This window comes from uncultured Paraglaciecola sp. (assembly GCF_913058035.1).
GTDB lineage: Bacteria > Pseudomonadota > Gammaproteobacteria > Enterobacterales > Alteromonadaceae > Paraglaciecola.
In genome coordinates this window covers 14,341-32,244 of record NZ_CAJXPA010000016.1, presented here as the reverse complement: position 1 = coordinate 32,244, position 17,904 = coordinate 14,341, and the positions used below count along the sequence as shown (strand labels likewise).

The 17,904-nt window shown below is 40.2% G+C and carries 15 protein-coding genes; 10 read left to right on the top strand and 5 right to left on the bottom strand.

Going from position 1 to position 17,904, the window contains the following annotated elements; all coding sequences use genetic code 11:
* Positions 1–6: 6 nt before the first annotated feature.
* From QZ562_RS03910 to gorA, 4 genes are all read right to left on the bottom strand, one after another.
* Positions 7–1,431 (bottom strand): efflux transporter outer membrane subunit, encoded by a 1,425-nt coding sequence (locus QZ562_RS03910; RefSeq protein ID WP_293757113.1) that lies wholly within the window; start codon positions 1,429–1,431, stop codon positions 7–9.
* Positions 1,431–4,487 (bottom strand): efflux RND transporter permease subunit, encoded by a 3,057-nt coding sequence (locus QZ562_RS03905; protein WP_293757111.1) that lies wholly within the window; start codon positions 4,485–4,487, stop codon positions 1,431–1,433. Before QZ562_RS03905 ends, QZ562_RS03910 begins: the two co-directional genes overlap by 1 nt.
* Before the next feature lie 36 nt (positions 4,488–4,523).
* A complete protein-coding gene (locus QZ562_RS03900) occupies positions 4,524–5,588 on the bottom strand; it encodes an efflux RND transporter periplasmic adaptor subunit (RefSeq protein WP_293757109.1) in 1,065 nt (354 codons plus the stop codon).
* A 658-nt stretch (positions 5,589–6,246) separates the two neighbouring features.
* A complete protein-coding gene (gene gorA / locus QZ562_RS03895) occupies positions 6,247–7,596 on the bottom strand; it encodes a glutathione-disulfide reductase (protein WP_293757107.1) in 1,350 nt (449 codons plus the stop codon).
* A gap of 239 nt (positions 7,597–7,835) precedes the next feature.
* Here gorA and prlC point away from each other — a divergent pair, with 239 nt between their 5' ends.
* From prlC to ubiB, 5 genes are all read left to right on the top strand, one after another.
* Positions 7,836–9,872, top strand: coding sequence for an oligopeptidase A (gene prlC, locus QZ562_RS03890; RefSeq protein ID WP_293757105.1), 2,037 nt, complete (start codon positions 7,836–7,838; stop codon positions 9,870–9,872).
* A gap of 130 nt (positions 9,873–10,002) precedes the next feature.
* Positions 10,003–10,692, top strand: coding sequence for a DNA-3-methyladenine glycosylase I (locus tag QZ562_RS03885; protein ID WP_293757103.1), 690 nt, complete (start codon positions 10,003–10,005; stop codon positions 10,690–10,692).
* Between the two features lie 150 nt (positions 10,693–10,842).
* Positions 10,843–11,631: a bifunctional demethylmenaquinone methyltransferase/2-methoxy-6-polyprenyl-1,4-benzoquinol methylase UbiE gene (ubiE, locus tag QZ562_RS03880; RefSeq protein WP_293757101.1), complete on the top strand. Its 789-nt coding sequence runs from the start codon at positions 10,843–10,845 to the stop codon at positions 11,629–11,631.
* A 1-nt stretch (position 11,632) separates the two neighbouring features.
* Entirely contained in the window at positions 11,633–12,289 is a 657-nt protein-coding gene (locus QZ562_RS03875; protein ID WP_293757099.1) for an SCP2 sterol-binding domain-containing protein, read from the top strand.
* Between the two features lies 1 nt (position 12,290).
* Positions 12,291–13,922: a ubiquinone biosynthesis regulatory protein kinase UbiB gene (ubiB, locus tag QZ562_RS03870; protein ID WP_293757097.1), complete on the top strand. Its 1,632-nt coding sequence runs from the start codon at positions 12,291–12,293 to the stop codon at positions 13,920–13,922.
* A gap of 113 nt (positions 13,923–14,035) precedes the next feature.
* On the opposite strand, the gene QZ562_RS03865 is transcribed toward ubiB, so the two are convergent.
* On the bottom strand, positions 14,036–14,956 hold the full coding sequence (locus QZ562_RS03865; RefSeq protein ID WP_293757095.1) for a hypothetical protein: 921 nt from the start codon (positions 14,954–14,956) through the stop codon (positions 14,036–14,038).
* A 183-nt stretch (positions 14,957–15,139) separates the two neighbouring features.
* Between QZ562_RS03865 and tatA the strand changes: the two genes are divergently transcribed.
* Genes tatA through QZ562_RS03840 form a run of 5 tightly spaced genes read left to right on the top strand, consistent with a single transcriptional unit; the run spans position 15,140 to position 17,882 of the window.
* Entirely contained in the window at positions 15,140–15,409 is a 270-nt protein-coding gene (gene tatA, locus QZ562_RS03860) for a twin-arginine translocase TatA/TatE family subunit (RefSeq protein WP_293757093.1), read from the top strand.
* A complete protein-coding gene (tatB, locus tag QZ562_RS03855; RefSeq protein ID WP_293757091.1) occupies positions 15,409–15,708 on the top strand; it encodes a Sec-independent protein translocase protein TatB in 300 nt (99 codons plus the stop codon). The genes tatA and tatB overlap by 1 nt, the downstream gene beginning before the upstream one ends.
* 5 nt (positions 15,709–15,713) lie before the next feature.
* On the top strand, positions 15,714–16,457 hold the full coding sequence (gene tatC / locus QZ562_RS03850) for a twin-arginine translocase subunit TatC (protein ID WP_293757089.1): 744 nt from the start codon (positions 15,714–15,716) through the stop codon (positions 16,455–16,457).
* Positions 16,454–17,065 (top strand): hypothetical protein, encoded by a 612-nt coding sequence (locus QZ562_RS03845; RefSeq protein WP_293757087.1) that lies wholly within the window; start codon positions 16,454–16,456, stop codon positions 17,063–17,065. The genes tatC and QZ562_RS03845 overlap by 4 nt, the downstream gene beginning before the upstream one ends.
* A 4-nt stretch (positions 17,066–17,069) precedes the next feature.
* On the top strand, positions 17,070–17,882 hold the full coding sequence (locus QZ562_RS03840) for a TatD family hydrolase (protein ID WP_293757085.1): 813 nt from the start codon (positions 17,070–17,072) through the stop codon (positions 17,880–17,882).
* The last annotated feature ends 22 nt before the right edge of the window (positions 17,883–17,904 follow it).

Sequence of the window (17,904 nt, the reverse complement as noted above, 5' to 3'; positions counted from 1 at the left end):
CACATTCTACCAACTTCCGCCTAGCGCAAGATTTAAGTTCACAAACTGGGTAAGTGATGCGCGGTTAATTGATAATAAATTACTGCGAGCTGAAAATACTCGCTGTTGTAGAATAAGCACATCTAATAAGCTTATTTCTCCTTCATTGAATTGCAGATTGGCAATTTTTAAAGCCTTTTCTGATTCAAGCAATACAGTCGTTAGCGCAGCTACACGTTTTCTCAATACAGAACCTTGATCAAGTGACCTTTCAACATCAGCGAAAGCATTCAATGCCACCTGAGCATAACTTGCCACAGCGGCTTTCTGATCTGCTGTTGCAGCTTCAACTTGAGCATCCAATCGTCCACCGTCAATAATGGGCGTGACTAAACTGCCTATGGCCTGCCATGCTAAATTAGCAGGGTTGAGAATATTACTGAGCGAGCTGGAGGCACCACCGAGTGAACCGCTCAAAGATAAATTTGGTAACTTGGCAGCTTTAGCCGCATCTAACCGATTAAACGCTGCTGCAACTTTTCTTTCAGCTGAAACTAAGTCAGGTCTTCGCTCCAAGAGTTGTGATGGTATACCGGCAGACAACGAGTTAGGTAAAATTGGCAGCGATTGATCAACACCTAATTCTGCACTTGGGTATCTGCCCAAGAGTAATTCAAGAGATCGAGTTGCGTCACGCTGACCTGCTTTACTTGATACAAGGCCATCTTGTGCACTAGCTAGATCTGCTTTGGCTAAGGATATGTTTTGTTGATTAGCTAAACCATTATCGAATTGAACCTGCACAATTCGATTAGTTTCCACCACCGTATCAACACTTTTTTGTGCTATTTCAAGTTGCTTGTTGGCTTCAATCGCAACAAAGTAGGTCTTAGCAACATTGGCTGCTAATGAATATTGTGCAAACTTATATTCGGCTTCCGCAGCGACTACATTTTCTTGAGCTGCAAGGTTGCCAGAACGAATGCGGCCCCAAAGATCCGCTTCCCAGCTTGCTTGCAGGCCTAAATTAAAGTTATTGCTGCCACTTCCTTCCACTCCTCCAGCAGATGTATTCCCAACACTTGTCAATTGAGGAGATAAAGAAGAAGCGGCTTGGTTGGCGAGGGCCCTAGCGCCGTCAACACTAGCCGACATGACTTGTAAATTACGATTATTTTTTTGCGCTTCTAAAACAAGTAAAGTCAAAGCTGGATCATTTAACTTCTCTAACCAGCTGACTTTCACATCACCAATACGTTGTTGTATTGAAGCCCACTGACTGGGTAAATCGGGTAAATTTGCAGCAGTGGCTGCTTTTGCATCTTCCACTCGATTTAAACTACTCGTTGCACAGCCACTTGCCAAAGTGACAATACACATTGCGATGACAGTTCTTTTAAAAAGTTTATTAGCTAGCATCTTTTTTGTTGATAGCGTTGTTGTAAATGACATCATGCCACCTCACTTTCAGAATTTTTAATTTTAAAGATCACGACATAAAGAGCAGGCACAACAATCAAAGTCAGCACTGTGGCGAAGGTCAAACCAAAAACCAATACCACCGCCATAGACTTGAAGAATGCATCGCCAAATAGAGGAATAACGCCCAGTACGGTTGTCAGCGCTCCCATCATAACCGGGCGGACTCTGCTTGCAGCTGAGTCCACAACGGCATCAAATCGTGCTTTGCCATCAGCTATTTCGATATCCATTTGATCAACTAGTACGATAGCATTCTTTATTAATAACCCAGACAAGGAAAGAAGCCCAAGGATAGCCATAAACTCCATCGGTGTGCCTGTTACTACAAGTCCCAACACAACACCAATCAATGCAAGTGGCACAACTAACCAAATGACTAGTGGTTGTCTTAATCCGTTAAATAAAATCACCACAACTAAGACCATCGCCAATAGACCCATAGGGATAGTACTAGCTAAATCTCCTTTGGCTTCAGTACTGTTACCCAGCTCACCACCCCACTCAAGTTTTACGCCAGGTGGTAATTCAATCGCATTAATTTGTGGACGTACACGACCCTGAAGATCAGATGCTAGATCTCCAGCAACAGGGTCAGACTGTGCTTTGATTTTCCAAACTCTATCTTCTCTTAATAATAGAGAATTGCGCCAAGCCATATTAATACTGTCTACCACTTGTTCTAAAGGCACTGCAGCACCTGTCACCGGACTGATAATTTGTATTTGACCAATTGATTCTGCATCTAAACGTTCTGATTCTGGCGCACGAGCAATGATTGGAATAAGTGTATCGCCTTCCCGATAAACACCCACAGTTCGACCTGAAAAATTGGTTAACAATGATCTTGAAAGATCTTCACGTGATATGCCTAAACGGCGTCCTTTGTTTGAAGAATAAACAGGCTGAATAATGCTAACAGGCTGTCGCCAATCGTCTTTAATCGATATTGCACCTCCGTCTGCAGTCATAATAGCTTTTGCTTCATCAGCTAAGCGCCTCAATACAGCTGGATCAGGTCCACTGAATTCAGCTTCGATTTTTGAACCGCCACCTGGCCCTAATTCAAATTGCCACACCTTAGCTTGTGCATTTGGGTAACCTGAATCTAAATACGCCTGAATTTTAGGAATAATATCTGGGATGTCATCGTAATTATTGACTTTCAATAAAAATTGTCCATAAGCAGAGTTTCCACTTTCTGCAGCGTATACCAACATGTAACGCAACGTTCCCTTACCTATCAGCGTTTGAACATTTTCAATACCTGAATAAGTGAGAAGCTCAGCTTCAATTTTTAACATGTCGGCTTTGGTCTGAGTTATGTCAGTGCCTTCAGGCAACCAATAATCTACTACTACTTGCGGCGTGGTAGAGGTTGGAAAAAAGCCAGACTTCACAAATTGAAAACCCCACACAGAAACCACAAACAAAATCATAGTTAAGCCAATAGGCACCCAACGTATTTTTAAGACTCTACGCATGAAGTCTTTGTAAGTGGCCATGAATTTGCCGTCTTTCGGTTCCTGTGTGGTTGCAGGGACTTCTTTGAACATAAGATCAGCGAGAAAAGGCACAACTGTAATGGCGAATATCCAACTGTACATAAGTGAAATCATCACCACCCAAAATAGATGCCCCGTATATTCCGCAGTAGAACCAGGGGCTAAACCAATAGGTGCAAAAGCGAGTATTCCTACTAGTGTACCGCCCAATAAAGGCCAAATTGATCGACTAATAATTTTCTTAACGATATCGAGCTTTCTCTCACCGCGTTGTGTACCAACGAGTATGCCATCTGTTACCACAATGGCGTTATCCACTAACATACCTAGTGCGATGATCAATGCGCCTAATGAAATGCGATGCATGGGAATGTTTAATAGATACATAGTGGCAAGTGTTGCGGCGATAGTAATGATCAAAGTCGCTCCAATAATAATGGACGATTTTATTCCCATGAAGAAAAACAAGGTAACAAGTACTATGGCAAGTGCAGCAACAACGTTTAATACAAAGCTTTGTACTGCGTCATCAGTAATTTTACCTTGGTGATAGTACTCATGGATTTCTATTCCAATGGGCCGTTGATTTTCAACGCTGGTAATTTTTGTATCAATTGCATTGCCCATTTTCACCACATTAGCGCCTGTGACATTAGAAATACCAAACCCTATAGCAGGCTCACCGTTGTAGCGAATCTCGTCAGTAAGTGGTGTTTTATAAGCTCTTTCAACAGTGGCGATATCTCTTAAATAAACAAGTGTGCCCTCATTATCTGTAGCCACCACCATGCTTTTAATTTCTTCCACTGAATCAATTGAGCCTGAAGGCTGAATGATCAAACGACGATTTCCAGCCAGAACATTACCCGCTGGACTGACCGCATTTTGTTTTTCAAGCTGCTGGTAGATATTATTAATTGATTGACCTAAAGCGGCTGCTCGTTCGCGAGACACTTCAACGTATATTGCCTCTTTTTGCAGGCCTGATAACGATACTTTTGCCACACCCTCGACGCTTAATACATCTGTGCGTAATTTTTTGGCATAATCTTCAAGTTCTTTGTAGGTATAACCATCACCTGTTAAAAGAAAATACACACCATAAACATCACCAAAATCGTCGTTTACGATCGATGCAATAGCACCTGGTGGCAATGAAGATTGCGCATCATTCACTTTATTGCGAAGTTTTGACCAGATAGCCTGCAATGCCGCCTTGGAGGGTGAAAATTCGTATTTTATTTCAACATTAATTCTAGATAAACCCGCAGATGACGTGGACTTCAAACTTTCCACTTCTTGCATTTGTTGTATCGCAGACTCTAGTGGTTCGGTGATCTCATTTGCCACTTCTGTAGGTGTAGCACCTGGATATTGAGTGATAATAACCGCCGTCCTAATAGTGAACTCTGGGTCTTCAAAACGTGACATGTTTTTGTAGGCATTCCACCCACCCACCAGCGATGCAAGAATAACAATCATTGTTATCAGACGATTCTTCATCGCAAAAATTCCTGGATTCATAAAGATAATTCCTATTGGTTTAGACTAGAAGCTTGATTAGTTTTCTAAACGACGGATTTTCATGCCTTCGTTCAAATACGAAGCTCCCGCCCCAACAATGGTATCTCCTGCAACCAAACCTGAGTCAATCGTTAGCGTTTCACCTACTCCTGCCCCAACTTGAATATTTTGCCTGGCAACTGTCATGGTTTGAGTATCGACTTTCCATACAAATTGGCCATCACTGTCAGATAATACTGCGCTTAAAGGAATGGCAATTTGACCTACACTTTTGGCATCTGTAGACAGTCTAAAAGTTGAGTGAACAACACCTGTCATACCCGGTAAAATAGTGAGCTTCTCAGGGGGAGTGAAACCAAAACGCACATCAAAAGTTTGTGAACGCTCATCTGCCAGCGTGGATATGGCCACAAATCGTGCCTTCATCTCATATTGAGTCGCAGAATCAAGCACAACGTGAGACTCAATAGGTACGATTTGTTTTGAGTGAGTAACTAAACTAGCAGGAACCTTGACCAGTGCCTCGGCAGCACCTTCAGTCTGAATAGTGAACACCGCCTGAGATGGACTCACAGTATCCAGCTCTTCTGAATGTTTGACTGCTACCACGCCGTCAAACGGCGACAATAAAACAGTGTCTTCCATTGCTTTATTAGCTGTGTCCAACTGAGCAGTGGTGACGTTTAGCTGAGTTAGGCGTTGGTCATACACGTTCTGAGCTATAGCATTTTCTACAATTAGCCGTTCTGCACGCTCAAAATCTAACTTTGCAACATTAAATTGTGTCTGAGCAGTTTGTAATCTGTTTTTGAAATCTCGCTGCACTAAGGTCCCTAAAACGTCACCTTGTTTAACCTCTGAGCCTTCTCGCACATTAAGTTTTTCAATTTGCCCTGACACTTGAAAGGTTAATTCTTTCGAACTCAAAGCCTCAACAACAGCAGGGAAGTTAAAGTACTTTATGTTTGAAGACGCAGTAACTTCAATTAATTTAGCAGGTCGGATAACCTCTACTTTTTCAGACGATACTTTTTGCCCACAGCCGCCCAATATACTAAAGGCTGCCATTATCAAAATAATAAGATGTGTCTTTGAAATCATTTCTTTACCTTATTTAATTGTTTTCACAATTAATTTGTTAATGCTATTTATGTTAAGAAACATAGTCACTTAAATGTCTATTACTAACTTTATGTCAAAAGCCTCAATGATATCTACAAAAAAACACTCTTATCATAGGTGTAATGGTAAAAGCCGCAGGTGAAGTGAGGTGATCTCTCTATTAAGTTAGAGAACGTAGGAAGATATCACTACTCAGTTTGTATATAAAAAATGAGATGTCAGTGATTTTAGAAGCTTTTAATTGTTATCTCAACTTGTACGTTTTTGTCGACGTTAAAACTCCTTGAGAGCCACAGTTAAGTATATTTAGAATTTAAATTATTCAATACATAGTTGATGTATATTTTTTCAAACTATATTTTTGTGGTCCGCAACTTATCGGAGAGTTCAGTAGGCTACTTTTGGAATTCGATTATTAAGCTTAATATAATAATTTTTTGCGGGCTGGATTTATCGCTGCTTGCAGATAGTAAAACGGGTTGATACTGAGCAATCTTCAGTGATTTTGATTTAAAAAACACATAAAAAAACCTGATGAAGCTATAAAAGCAGTAACATCAGGTTCAAAATGCTCACCTATCAAAACAATACTCGGTTTCCAGAATTATTATTGATTGACAGTCACTTTTCAGACAATCTAATTAAGCGTAACAAACTCCTCGCTAGAAGTAGGGTGAATTGCCACACAAGAATCAAAATCAGCTTTAGTTGCTCCCATTTTCATTGCTACGCCAAAGCCTTGGAGTATCTCATCCATGCCTGCGCCAATACCGTGTAAACCTACTACTTTTTCTTCAACTCCTGCACAAATCAACTTCATACGTGTCATTTGACGATGTCTAGTAACGGCGGTGTACATTGCAGCAAAACCAGAACTGTATACCGTGATATTATCTTCACCGTATTCCTTAATAGCCTCTATTTCACTTAACCCAATTGTACCGATAGGCGGATGACTGAATACAACGGTAGGGATCAAACTGTAGTCCATATGAGCGTCGGTTTGACCATTAAATAAACGTTCAGATAGTAGACGTCCTGATTTCACTGCTACTGGGGTAAGTTCAACGTAACCAATGTTGTCACCCACTGCATAAATGCCATCGATATTACTGTTTTGGAATTTATCGACCTTAACATAACCGCCTTCGTTTAGTTCAACACCTGTGTTCTCCAAGCCAATCTTATCGTTTGATGGCTTACGGCCGATCGCCCAAACCACACAATCGGTCTCGATTGACTCACCATTGTCAAAATCAATAGTTAACGAACCATCAGCATTTTTAATCACCTGGGTCGGTGCAGCGTGAGTATGCAACGTAGGACCATCTTGGGCCATCAGCTCTACCAATGTTTCAGATATCATAGTGTCAAAAGTACGTAGTGGAGCATGTTTACGAACTACCAAATCAGTTTTTGTACCCAGAGCGTGCATTACGCCAGCAAGTTCTACAGCTATATATCCAGCTCCAACCACAACAGCACGTTTAGGTTGTTCACTTAGACCGAAGAAACCATCGGAGTCAATACCGAATTCTGCACCAGGAACGTTGGGCTTAATAGGACGACCGCCTGTAGCGATAAGAATGTGATCAGCCGTGTACTGTTTACCGTTCACTTCGATAGTGTTCTTATCCACAAAATTCGCAAAACCTTTAATTAGGGTTACACCATTTTTTTCAAAACCACTACTATAACTAGCGTGAATACGTTTGATGTAAGCTTCACGGCTATCTACTAATGTTTGCCAATTAAACTTATTTAATGTGACATCAAATCCATAATCAGCGGCATAAAGATTAATTGCCTCAGCAACGTGTGCGCCAAACCACATCACTTTTTTGGGTACACAACCTACATTGACACAAGTACCACCAATTGCATTTGCTTCTACCAACGCTACTTTTTTACCATGTTTAGCTGCGCGATTTGCAGATGCAATACCGCCGCTTCCACCGCCTATACATATATAATCAAAATCTGCCATAAGTCTGCCTAATTAAAATAATGGGTTAAAGATAGTGCTTATCATACAAAAATAACACCGTAATTTTTCAATCGATGCAATCTATTCAATCGATACGTGTTGTAAATGTAAAAAGAACCTAGCGGCCATGATTAAATTGCATTGTTATTAAAATTATCGGTTACAACCGTCGGTCACCTATTGTGATTTAGTCAATGTAACCCAACTTCATTATATGACTTAGGAGAAAAGACTACTTTATGACTAACCCACTAAATGACTTATCTAGCCTGCCGCAATTTTCGGCCATCAAACCTGAACATATTCAACCTGCTATTGAAAGAGCTATTCAGGCCTGTAAAACCAAAATTACCGAGACGTTGAATCAAGGTAGTTATAATTGGGATGGTCTAGTAGCACCCATTGAAGAAATAGACGACGAACTCAGTCGCACATGGTCTCCGATTTCTCATATGAACTCCGTGGTGAGTAATGATGCATTACGTGAAGCGCATGATGCTTGTTTACCAAACTTATCAGAGTATGCCACCTGGGTGGGTCAGAACACTGACTTATATAATGCTTATTGCAAAATTGAATCAAGTAGTGAGTTTACAGACTTATCAGAGGCACAAAAAAAAGTCATCACTCACGCAATTCGTGATTTCAAACTCTCTGGTGTAGCTTTAGACGATGAAAAAAAGGCTCGTTATGCAGAGGTTAAAAGTCGCTTATCAGACTTAGGTTCAACTTTTAGCAACAATGTTATGGATGCCACCCTAGGCTGGCAGAAACATATTACCGATCAAACTGAATTGGCAGGTTTACCAGGATCCACCTTGGATGCAGCCAAGCAGCTCGCAGAAAGCAAAGATTTAGAAGGCTGGTTGTTCACTTTGGATATTCCAAGTTATCTACCCGTTATGACTTACGCTGACAGCAGCACATTACGTGAACAAATGTATCGAGCTTATACTTCAAGGGCTTCTGACCAAGGGCCAAATGCGGGTAAGTGGAACAATACTGATATCATTGAAGAAACTTTGAGTTTGCGTCAAGAATTAGCACAGTTATTAGGTTTTACACATTTTGCAGAATATTCTCTTGCCAGCAAAATGGCGAATACCGGTGAACAAGTAAATGGTTTCTTGCAAGATTTAGCCAAACGTTCTAAACCCCAAGCACAAAAAGACATCGATACGCTGACAGCTTATGCCAACGAACATTATCAAGCAGATGAATTGCAAGCATGGGATTTTGCTTATTACAGTGAAAAACTAAAAGAACAAACCTATAAAATTTCTGATGAACAACTACGTCCATTTTTTCCTGAAAACAAGGTAGTAAAAGGTCTATTTGAAGTAGTATCGCGCTTGTATAACTTAACTATCAGTGTTCGTGACGATATTGATACATGGCATAAAAATGTACGCTTTTATGATATTCATGACCAAGCTGGCGAGCTTCGTGGCAGTTTTTATCTAGACTTATATGCTCGCGAGAAGAAACGTGGTGGTGCTTGGATGGATGAGTGTCGAGTGCGCAGACAAAAAATAGATGGTAGTCAGCAATATCCTGTTGCATACCTGACCTGCAACTTTAGTGGCCCAATAGGTGACAAATCTGCACTATTTACTCACGATGAAGTGGTCACTTTATTCCACGAATTTGGTCACGGCATTCACCATATGCTAACCAAAATAAATGTAGCTGGGGTGTCTGGTATCAACGGTGTACCCTGGGATGCAGTGGAGTTACCGAGCCAATTTTTAGAAAATTGGTGCTGGCAACCAGAAGCCTTAAGCTTTATTTCTGGGCATTTCGAAACAGGTGAAGCACTGCCCCAAACGTTATTGGATAATATGTTGGCAGCACGTAATTTTCAATCAGCTATGCAAATGCTTAGGCAGTTAGAATTCAGCCTCTTTGATTTTAGTCTGCACGAAAATTTTGTTGCAGGGCAAACTAATGTACAACATTGGCTAGACAAAGTGCGAGAAGAAGTATCAGTGCTTATTCCACCGAGTTTTAACCGCTTCCAAAATAGCTTTGGGCATATTTTTGCAGGTGGCTATGCTGCAGGTTATTACAGTTATAAATGGGCGGAAGTACTATCATCTGATGCATTTAGTCGTTTTGAAGAAGAAGGAATTTTTAATCAACAAACTGGCCAAGATTTTCTGACTAACATTTTAGAGATGGGCGGAAGTAAAGAGCCTATGGAATTGTTTGTGGCATTTAGAGGACGCGAACCAGAAGTCGATGCGTTACTACGCCATTCAGGTATTTCAGCTTAGATTACTCGTTATCAATTATTCTGCTAAGCATTGTTTTGATCCCTCATCCCAATTTTGCATTACTTATATGCTGATTGGGTTTGGTATTCGACAGCTTTGCTGAGAGTGCAATTATTTAGAGTAAACACATATGCAGAACCTTGAAAGATATGCTGCCATTTATCAGCGAGCTTGTGAGCGAAAAGGCGGCCCACAAGCTTTAGCCACTGGCTTGAATAAACCTTTGTCAAACACATTACTAAGCAAAGTTGGAGATGACAGGTTTTTAGCTGAGTTTAGCAAAAAAGTTTTTCAATCTGGATTTGTGTGGCGTGTTGTAAGAAATAAATGGCCCGATTTTGAACGTGTATTTTTTGGCTTTAATATCGAAAAAATTCTCTTAGTTCCTGATGAAATGCTAGAAAAAAAAGCAACCGACCCAAGTATAATTCGCAATTATAATAAAGTTAGAACCATTCGTGATAATGCTGTAATGATTGATTCCGTAGCTCGCGAGCATGGAAGTTTTGCTAAATTTGTCGCTGATTGGCCCAACGAGGATATTATTGGCCTGTGGGCTTATTTAAAGAAACACGGAGCAAGACTTGGCGGCAATACTGGACCTTATAGCTTGCGGATGATAGGTAAGGATACTTTCTTACTTAGCAGTGACGTAGTCGCTTATTTTACTCAGCGAGATATTATTTCTGGCTCCGCAAGATCGAAACGTAGCCTGACGGCCATTCAAGATAGTTTCAATGAGTTGCAACAACAAAGCGGCCGCTCGTTGCAGGAATTGAGCATGATAATTTCGAAAAGTGTGGGTGATAACTATCAATAGTCATTTTCACATGCGTCACTGCTTTCACTCCATATCATTTTTAGCGAAACACCTCCCAATGACTCAGTGGTGGCTATCCCATCATTCTTATCTGTTGGCGTGCGCTTTTATTCGGTAAACTACCTTTAATATCACTACCTAGGATTTCTCATGAGCGCCCCTGAAGCAACTGATACCCCAGCATCGACATCAACATCAGAACAAACGACACACTTTGGTTTTAAACAAGTCGATACCAGCCAAAAAGTGAATATGGTAAAAGAGGTATTCCAATCAGTCGCTGCAAAATACGATATCATGAATGATGTGATGTCGTTGGGTGTGCATCGTTTGTGGAAGCGTTACACCATCGATTGCAGTGGTGTCCGTACAGGGCATAAAGTACTCGACTTGGCCGGTGGTACCGGCGATTTAACGGCTAAGTTTTCGCGTATTGTTGGTGAATCAGGCAAAGTAATACTGGCCGATATCAATGATGCCATGCTTAAAGTAGGCCGTGATAAATTGCGTGATAAAGGCATAGTGGGTAATGTAGAATACGTACAAGCTAATGCCGAAGCATTACCCTTTCCTGATAACAGCTTTGATATTATCACTATTGCCTTTGGGCTAAGAAATGTAACTGATAAAGACAAAGCCTTGGCTTCGATGTACCGCGTATTAAAGCCTGGTGGCCGTTTACTTGTTTTAGAATTTTCTAAACCCACAAACGAGATATTGAATAAAGCCTACGATACGTATTCATTTCATTTGTTGCCTAAAATCGGCCAACTTGTGGCCAACGATGCAAACAGTTATCAATATTTGGCTGAGTCTATCCGTATGCACCCAGAGCAAGAAGTACTGAAGACTATGATGGACTCTGCTGGGTTTGAGCAAACGACTTATCAAAATTTAACTGGCGGCATAGTCGCATTGCATAGAGGTTTCAAATTTTAATATGATCTTTGCCCAATTAGTTACCTCAGGAATCGAACTGGCGATGAATCAACTGCTTAAGCTCGACGATGATAGCCAACAACGCTTGAAAAAATTATCAGGAAAATCATTACAAGTGACAATTAGAGAGTTGCCGTGGCCACTTTTATTCACTTTTTCTGAGCAGATTGATGTTCGCGCTGTTGTCACTTCAGACCATGATGTAGAGCCTCTACCTGAACTAGTAGATTGTTTGATTGAATTAAATTTAGAGACCTTACCTAAACTCAGAGATAGCAGTAAGCTCACCCAGTTGATCCAGAAAAAGCAGCTAAATTTGATTGGCGACATTTATGTGGCGCAAACCTTTAGTGCATTACTCAAAGATTTGGATATTGACTGGGAAGAACACCTCTCCCAATATACCGGCGATGTAGCTGCCCACCAAACATTTACCAGCATGAGAACCTTGTTTGATTCGGCTAAAGCACAAATCGAACAAGGTTCTGTTGAACTTGGAGAACGTTTAACCCAGAGCGATTCAATTGCGGTTAAACCTATCGAGGTAGCTGAATTTAGTCATAGTGTGAGTGAGCTACGAAGTGTCACTGAGCGTTTGTCCGCCAGAATTTCTTTTTTAGAACAAGCAAAGAAAATTGATACAGGGACAAATAACTAGCGTGAGAATTCTACGTTTTTACCAAATTAATAAGGTGATGTTACAACATGGCCTAGACGAGCTCATTCCCAGTAAATGGTTACCTTGGTATGCAAAGTTAGGTCGCTTTGGATTTTTCTGGCTGCGAAACAAACATCCTGATAAATCACAAGGAACACGCGTCAGGTTAGCATTGCAAACTTTAGGTCCTGTGTTTATTAAATTTGGCCAGATGTTGTCTACCCGCAAGGATCTGCTACCGCCAGATGTGGCAAGTGAGCTGTCTATTTTACAAGACAAGGTTGAACCTTTTGACCCTGAGCTAGCTAAAAAAATTGTTCGTGATGCTTTTGGATTAGCACATCTTAGTGACTTGTTTAGTGAATTTGAGACTAAACCATTAGCTTCTGCATCTATTGCTCAAGTTCATGCCGCAAAATTAAAAGATGGCAATCACGATGTTATTGTTAAAGTCATTCGCCCCAATATTCAACATACCATTCAGTCTGACATTGAGCTTATGCGCACGGCAGCAAGTGCTTTACAAAAGTTGCTACCTGATGGCAAACGTTTACGTCCAGTTGAGGTTGTAAAAGAATACGAACGCACCATCATTGATGAATTAGACTTGACCCATGAAGCCGCTAACGGCATACAGTTTAAGCGTAATTTTGAAAACTCCACCGCCTTGTATGTGCCAACTATTTACAGTGACTATAGCCATAAAAATGTAATGGTAATGGAACGAATTTATGGCACCCCTATTTCTGATATAGAACAATTGATTGCGCGCAATACCAATATGAAGAGGTTAGCGGAGCGCGGTGTTGAAGTATTTTTCACTCAAGTCTTTCGTGATAGTTTTTTCCATGCAGATATGCATCCTGGCAATATATTTGTTTCTACCGTTAACCCTGATGATCCTCAATACATTACAATAGACTTTGGCATTGTGGGTACACTAAATAGTGAAGACAAACGTTATTTGGCAGAAAATTTCATTGCTTTCTTTAACCGGAATTATCGCAAAGTCGCTGAATTACATGTGGATTCAGGGTGGGTACCATCGGATACCGACATTGATGATTTTGAGGCATCCATTCGTAAAGTTTGTGAACCTATTTTTCAAAAACCTTTAGCAGAAATTGAATTCAGCAACGTTTTACTACAACTGTTCAATACCGCCAGACGTTTTAATATGGTGATACAACCACAGTTAGTTCTGCTTCAAAAAACCTTACTATATATTGAAGGTTTAGGTCGTCAGTTATACCCGCAACTTGATTTATGGAAAACGGCTAAACCATTTTTAGAAAACTGGATGAAAGAACAAATTGGTTTTAAAGCCATGTATCAAAAAATCTCTACCAACCTACCTTATTGGTCTGAGAAGCTGCCTGAAATGCCAGACTTAATTCATGACACCCTGAAACAAGTTAAAACATTACCTGAAAAACAAAAGCTTCAATTTGAAACTCAACAAGAACAACTTAGGCAACAACACACCAGCACGCTACTCATGATAATGGGGGCCACCTTGATTATTGTTGGCGCCATACTACCCATATATCAAGATAATTGGTGGCCCAGCGGTTGCTTTGACATATTAGGTATAGCTTGCTGGTTTTTTGCATTTAAAAAAAAGCGGAATTAAAACACGGTCATAAACGAATTTATTACACCTTGTTAAGCAGATTTTGATGATGATGTTTGGCTATCACCCTTTTGACATAAAAGACCTTATAAAAATATGACTAGTCTGTAAAATTAAGATGGACCAAAAAAACCTTCTACCCGCAAAGCAATACCGTAAGACGCTGAAAACATCTCGTCGCGCCGCCACAAGATAAAAGGTTCAACTTCATAAAACAACCATTTTCTTAGGATGTTTTTGCGCCACCTTAAACTCACTAAGTATTCTTCTAAACGATGATTTGGGCGACTCAGGCCCTCAATATAGACACCCGCTATCAGTGCATTTTTTTCATCAAATTGTGTGAGCTTTTGTAAGCTATGTTGCCAAAGCCAGTCGTTGGTTTGGTCTCTGAAATAGTAGTGATTATTCCACCTGAACATCGAGTAATCAGTGGCGTTGTAACCTACTTGCCAAGAAAAATCAGCACCTAAGCCATCAATACTGTATAGATATGCGGAGGTTTCCCAACGTAAAATTGTTTTATCCGTTAGAAAATGGGAATTTCGATAACGGCTTTTAACAAAAGCCTGTAATCGACGGCCTACACCAATACGGTGTGACAAACCACTTTCAGGGCTACTACGCCAGCGTAATGCCAAACTAAAACGATTCTGCTCAACAAAATTATTATTACCCGATGCTTGGATGTCGTTACCAGGTCTGTCATCGTCATAATCAGATAAAACCAAATCAGCACGGTTTTTTAAATTGGGTAATTTCACTCTTATTTTAATCCGAGTCTCGAACTCAACGACATCTCGGCTTCTTGGTTCCCATCCCAATCTAATGCGCGCTTCACCGAAGGCATGTTCACGATTTTCAAATTCTTCTAGTGCAAAAAACTCATCAAACCATAAGGCGCTAGTGTTGACTGAAGACGCAATGCTCTGATGCATGTTATCTAACCATTGGTATTCTTGTTTCATCTCTTGTGCATTGATATTTGTTATAAAAGCGATGCTGATAAAGAATAACAAATAAGATTTCTTCATACTTTTCCTCAACATAAACACCCATATACAAGTATTTAATAAGCTAACAATTAATGTTTGTAAATTTAAGATTAACGCAATTAGTGATTAAAAAGTCAAACAACCTAATTTTGGCTATCAAATCCAGTGACCTTTGCAATAAGCTACGTATAATGAAATTATTGAAACATCAGGAGTTAGGTTATGTTTGGCATCAGCCCCATGCAGTTAGTTATTATATTAGTTATTGTAGTTTTACTTTTTGGCACTAAAAAGCTACGTGGTTTAGGTGGTGATTTAGGCTCAGCTATGAAAGGTTTTAAAAAAGCGATGGGTGAGGATGATAAAGAAAAAGATGCCGATTTTGATGCTAAAGAAACAGTTGAAGATAAATCAGTTGTTAATGCCGGAGATACTAAAAATGCAGAGACTCCTATTAAGCAAACGAAGAGCGAACACAAAGAGTCTAATTAATGTTTGATATAGGCTTCTTCGAACTTTTAATTATTACTGTTGTAGGTTTAGTGGTGTTGGGACCTGAAAGGTTACCTGGTGCTATCCGTTCAACAATGAAAAGTGTGCGAAGTATCAAAGGCATGGCCAATGGTTTTCGACAGGAAGTCGAGCAACAGTTCAAGATTCATGAACTACATGAAAACTTGAAAAAAGCCGAGCAACAGAACCTCGAAAATTTGCCTCCGGAGCTTCAAAAGTCAGTTGACGAGCTTCGTGATGCAGCTAAGTCGGTTCAAAAACCTTATTCTAAAGAGTAGCTAACATGGCTGAACCAAATAGCTTAATCGCTCATTTAATTGAGCTCAGAAGCCGTGTGCTATACGCAGTTGTCAGTGTGTTTGTGGTATTTCTTTGCTTGGTTTATTTTGCACAAGACCTATATCACTGGTTAGCGACTCCTTTGTTAGATACCTTGCCAGAAAATGCACAAATGATTGCCACAGATGTAGCTTCTCCTTTCTTTGCCCCTTTTAAGCTGACAATGGTGTTGTCATTCTTCATTGCTATCCCTGTTGTGCTTTACCAAATCTGGGGATTTGTTGCGCCGGGGTTGTATAAAAATGAAAAACGCTTAGTCGCACCGCTATTGTTTTCTAGTACCTTGTTATTTTATTTAGGTATGGCCTTCGCCTACTATGTCGTTTTCCCATTAGCATTTTCTTTTTTTACCAGCGTCGCGCCAGAAGGTGTGGTGATCAATACTGACATTAGTAGTTATCTTAATTTTGTTCTCAAGATTTTTTTTGCTTTTGGATTATCATTTGAAATTCCAGTCGCAATAGTCTTGATGTGCTGGACCGGTGTAACCACACCAGATGCACTAAGAGCAAAACGCCCATACGTCATTGTGGGAGTGTTTGTAGTCGGCATGCTCCTCACTCCTCCCGACATCATATCGCAAACGCTACTAGCCATACCTATGTGGATTTTATTCGAATTTGGTATTGTAATTGGTAGTATTTACACCCGAAAAAAAGCGGAACAAGAACAACAGGATGATTTATGACTCATACAAGCAAATGGTTGACATTATTGATATTGGTAAGCCCTTTTAGCATAGCCGTTACAGCAATAGATGAATTATCGATATGTGCTAAAAAGGAGGATAGCTTGCAACGCTTAGTCTGTTATGACAAGTTAGCCGAGATCTCGAAAAATAAATCTTCGCAGCAAAAAACTCAACAACAACACCCAGTGCAAGTCACAACGACTGAACTTTTAGACCCCCTTTCTCTGGTAGAACAAACACCCCAATCAAAACGAGTTTTGATAAAACCAGAGCAACCTTCAATCTCACCAGTAATGAATCCAAAAACAGGTGTTGAGTCGGCTAATAATATTAGTCAACAGCAAGCTACTTTTGGATATGAAAACAAACAATCTATTGAAGACTTGATTGATCAAATTAAAGCTAAAATAATAAAAGTGAAAAAGAATCGATTTGGTAGTCAAACGCTTACTCTTGATAATGGACAGGTATGGCAGCAGACGAGTAGCAGACGTCTCAAGTTGAAAATAGGCCAAACCGTTATTATTGAACGCGGAGCATTGGGGTCATTTTTTATTGGCAAAGAAAATATCAACAAACGAATACGTGCTAAGCGAGTGATATAAGGTCATGTCGTGGTGTGACATTGGTGTCAACCTAAATGACAAACGATTATTTTTTGTACCCGTATTTGAAAGGGCCTTAGCGGCTGATGTAAACCATATTATTATTACCGGAACTAGTCTGGAGAAAAGCCAACAAGCTATCCTGTTGGCAGAACAATACCCCAATCACTTATGGGCCACTGCTGGTGTACACCCCCATGACGCCAGCCAATTTACACCCCAAACTATTGATGATCTTAGAACTTTATCAAAGTCTACTCGTGTAGTTGCCATAGGTGAATGTGGCTTGGATTTCAATCGAAACTTTTCAACACCCGAACAACAGTGTTTTGCTTTTGAACAGCAACTCAAATTAGCATGTGAATTGGGTTTGCCTGTTTTTTTACATGAACGCGATGCATTTGAAGTACAGATTGAATATCTCACTAAATATCGTAACGATTTACATGGTGGCGTGGTGCATTGTTTCACTGGCGATATTAAGCAGATGGAGCGTTACTTAGATTTAGGTCTATATATTGGTATAACCGGTTGGGTATGCGATCTAAAACGTGGGCAAGCGTTACGTGGCGCTATTAAATCATTACCCCTAGAGCGTATTTTGTTAGAAACTGATTCACCATATTTACGTCCCAAGGGCTTAGCCAATAACCGTAAAGTTGATAATGGAAATAACGAACCCGCTTATTTACCTTACATAGCTCAGGAAGTCGCTAGTCTAATGGCAACTGATATCGAGGTATTACAGCTAGCGAGTCAGGTGAATACACAAGCTCTATTTAATATTTCAAGCTCTCATATTAATCGTGCTAAATAATTCGAATAACATAATCTTAAGC

Excerpts from the sequence above, each read along its gene's own strand:
- QZ562_RS03910 (WP_293757113.1), bottom strand. The coding sequence starts at position 1,431 with ATGTCATTTACAACAACGCTATCAACAAAAAAGATGCTAGCTAATAAA.
- QZ562_RS03905 (WP_293757111.1), bottom strand. The coding sequence starts at position 4,487 with ATGAATCCAGGAATTTTTGCGATGAAGAATCGTCTGATAACAATGATT.
- QZ562_RS03900 (WP_293757109.1), bottom strand. The coding sequence starts at position 5,588 with ATGATTTCAAAGACACATCTTATTATTTTGATAATGGCAGCCTTTAGT.
- gorA (WP_293757107.1), bottom strand. The coding sequence starts at position 7,596 with ATGGCAGATTTTGATTATATATGTATAGGCGGTGGAAGCGGCGGTATT.
- prlC (WP_293757105.1), top strand. The coding sequence starts at position 7,836 with ATGACTAACCCACTAAATGACTTATCTAGCCTGCCGCAATTTTCGGCC.
- QZ562_RS03885 (WP_293757103.1), top strand. The coding sequence starts at position 10,003 with ATGCAGAACCTTGAAAGATATGCTGCCATTTATCAGCGAGCTTGTGAG.
- ubiE (WP_293757101.1), top strand. The coding sequence starts at position 10,843 with ATGAGCGCCCCTGAAGCAACTGATACCCCAGCATCGACATCAACATCA.
- QZ562_RS03875 (WP_293757099.1), top strand. The coding sequence starts at position 11,633 with ATGATCTTTGCCCAATTAGTTACCTCAGGAATCGAACTGGCGATGAAT.
- QZ562_RS03865 (WP_293757095.1), bottom strand. The coding sequence starts at position 14,956 with ATGAAGAAATCTTATTTGTTATTCTTTATCAGCATCGCTTTTATAACA.
- tatA (WP_293757093.1), top strand. The coding sequence starts at position 15,140 with ATGTTTGGCATCAGCCCCATGCAGTTAGTTATTATATTAGTTATTGTA.
- tatB (WP_293757091.1), top strand. The coding sequence starts at position 15,409 with ATGTTTGATATAGGCTTCTTCGAACTTTTAATTATTACTGTTGTAGGT.
- tatC (WP_293757089.1), top strand. The coding sequence starts at position 15,714 with ATGGCTGAACCAAATAGCTTAATCGCTCATTTAATTGAGCTCAGAAGC.
- QZ562_RS03845 (WP_293757087.1), top strand. The coding sequence starts at position 16,454 with ATGACTCATACAAGCAAATGGTTGACATTATTGATATTGGTAAGCCCT.
- QZ562_RS03840 (WP_293757085.1), top strand. The coding sequence starts at position 17,070 with ATGTCGTGGTGTGACATTGGTGTCAACCTAAATGACAAACGATTATTT.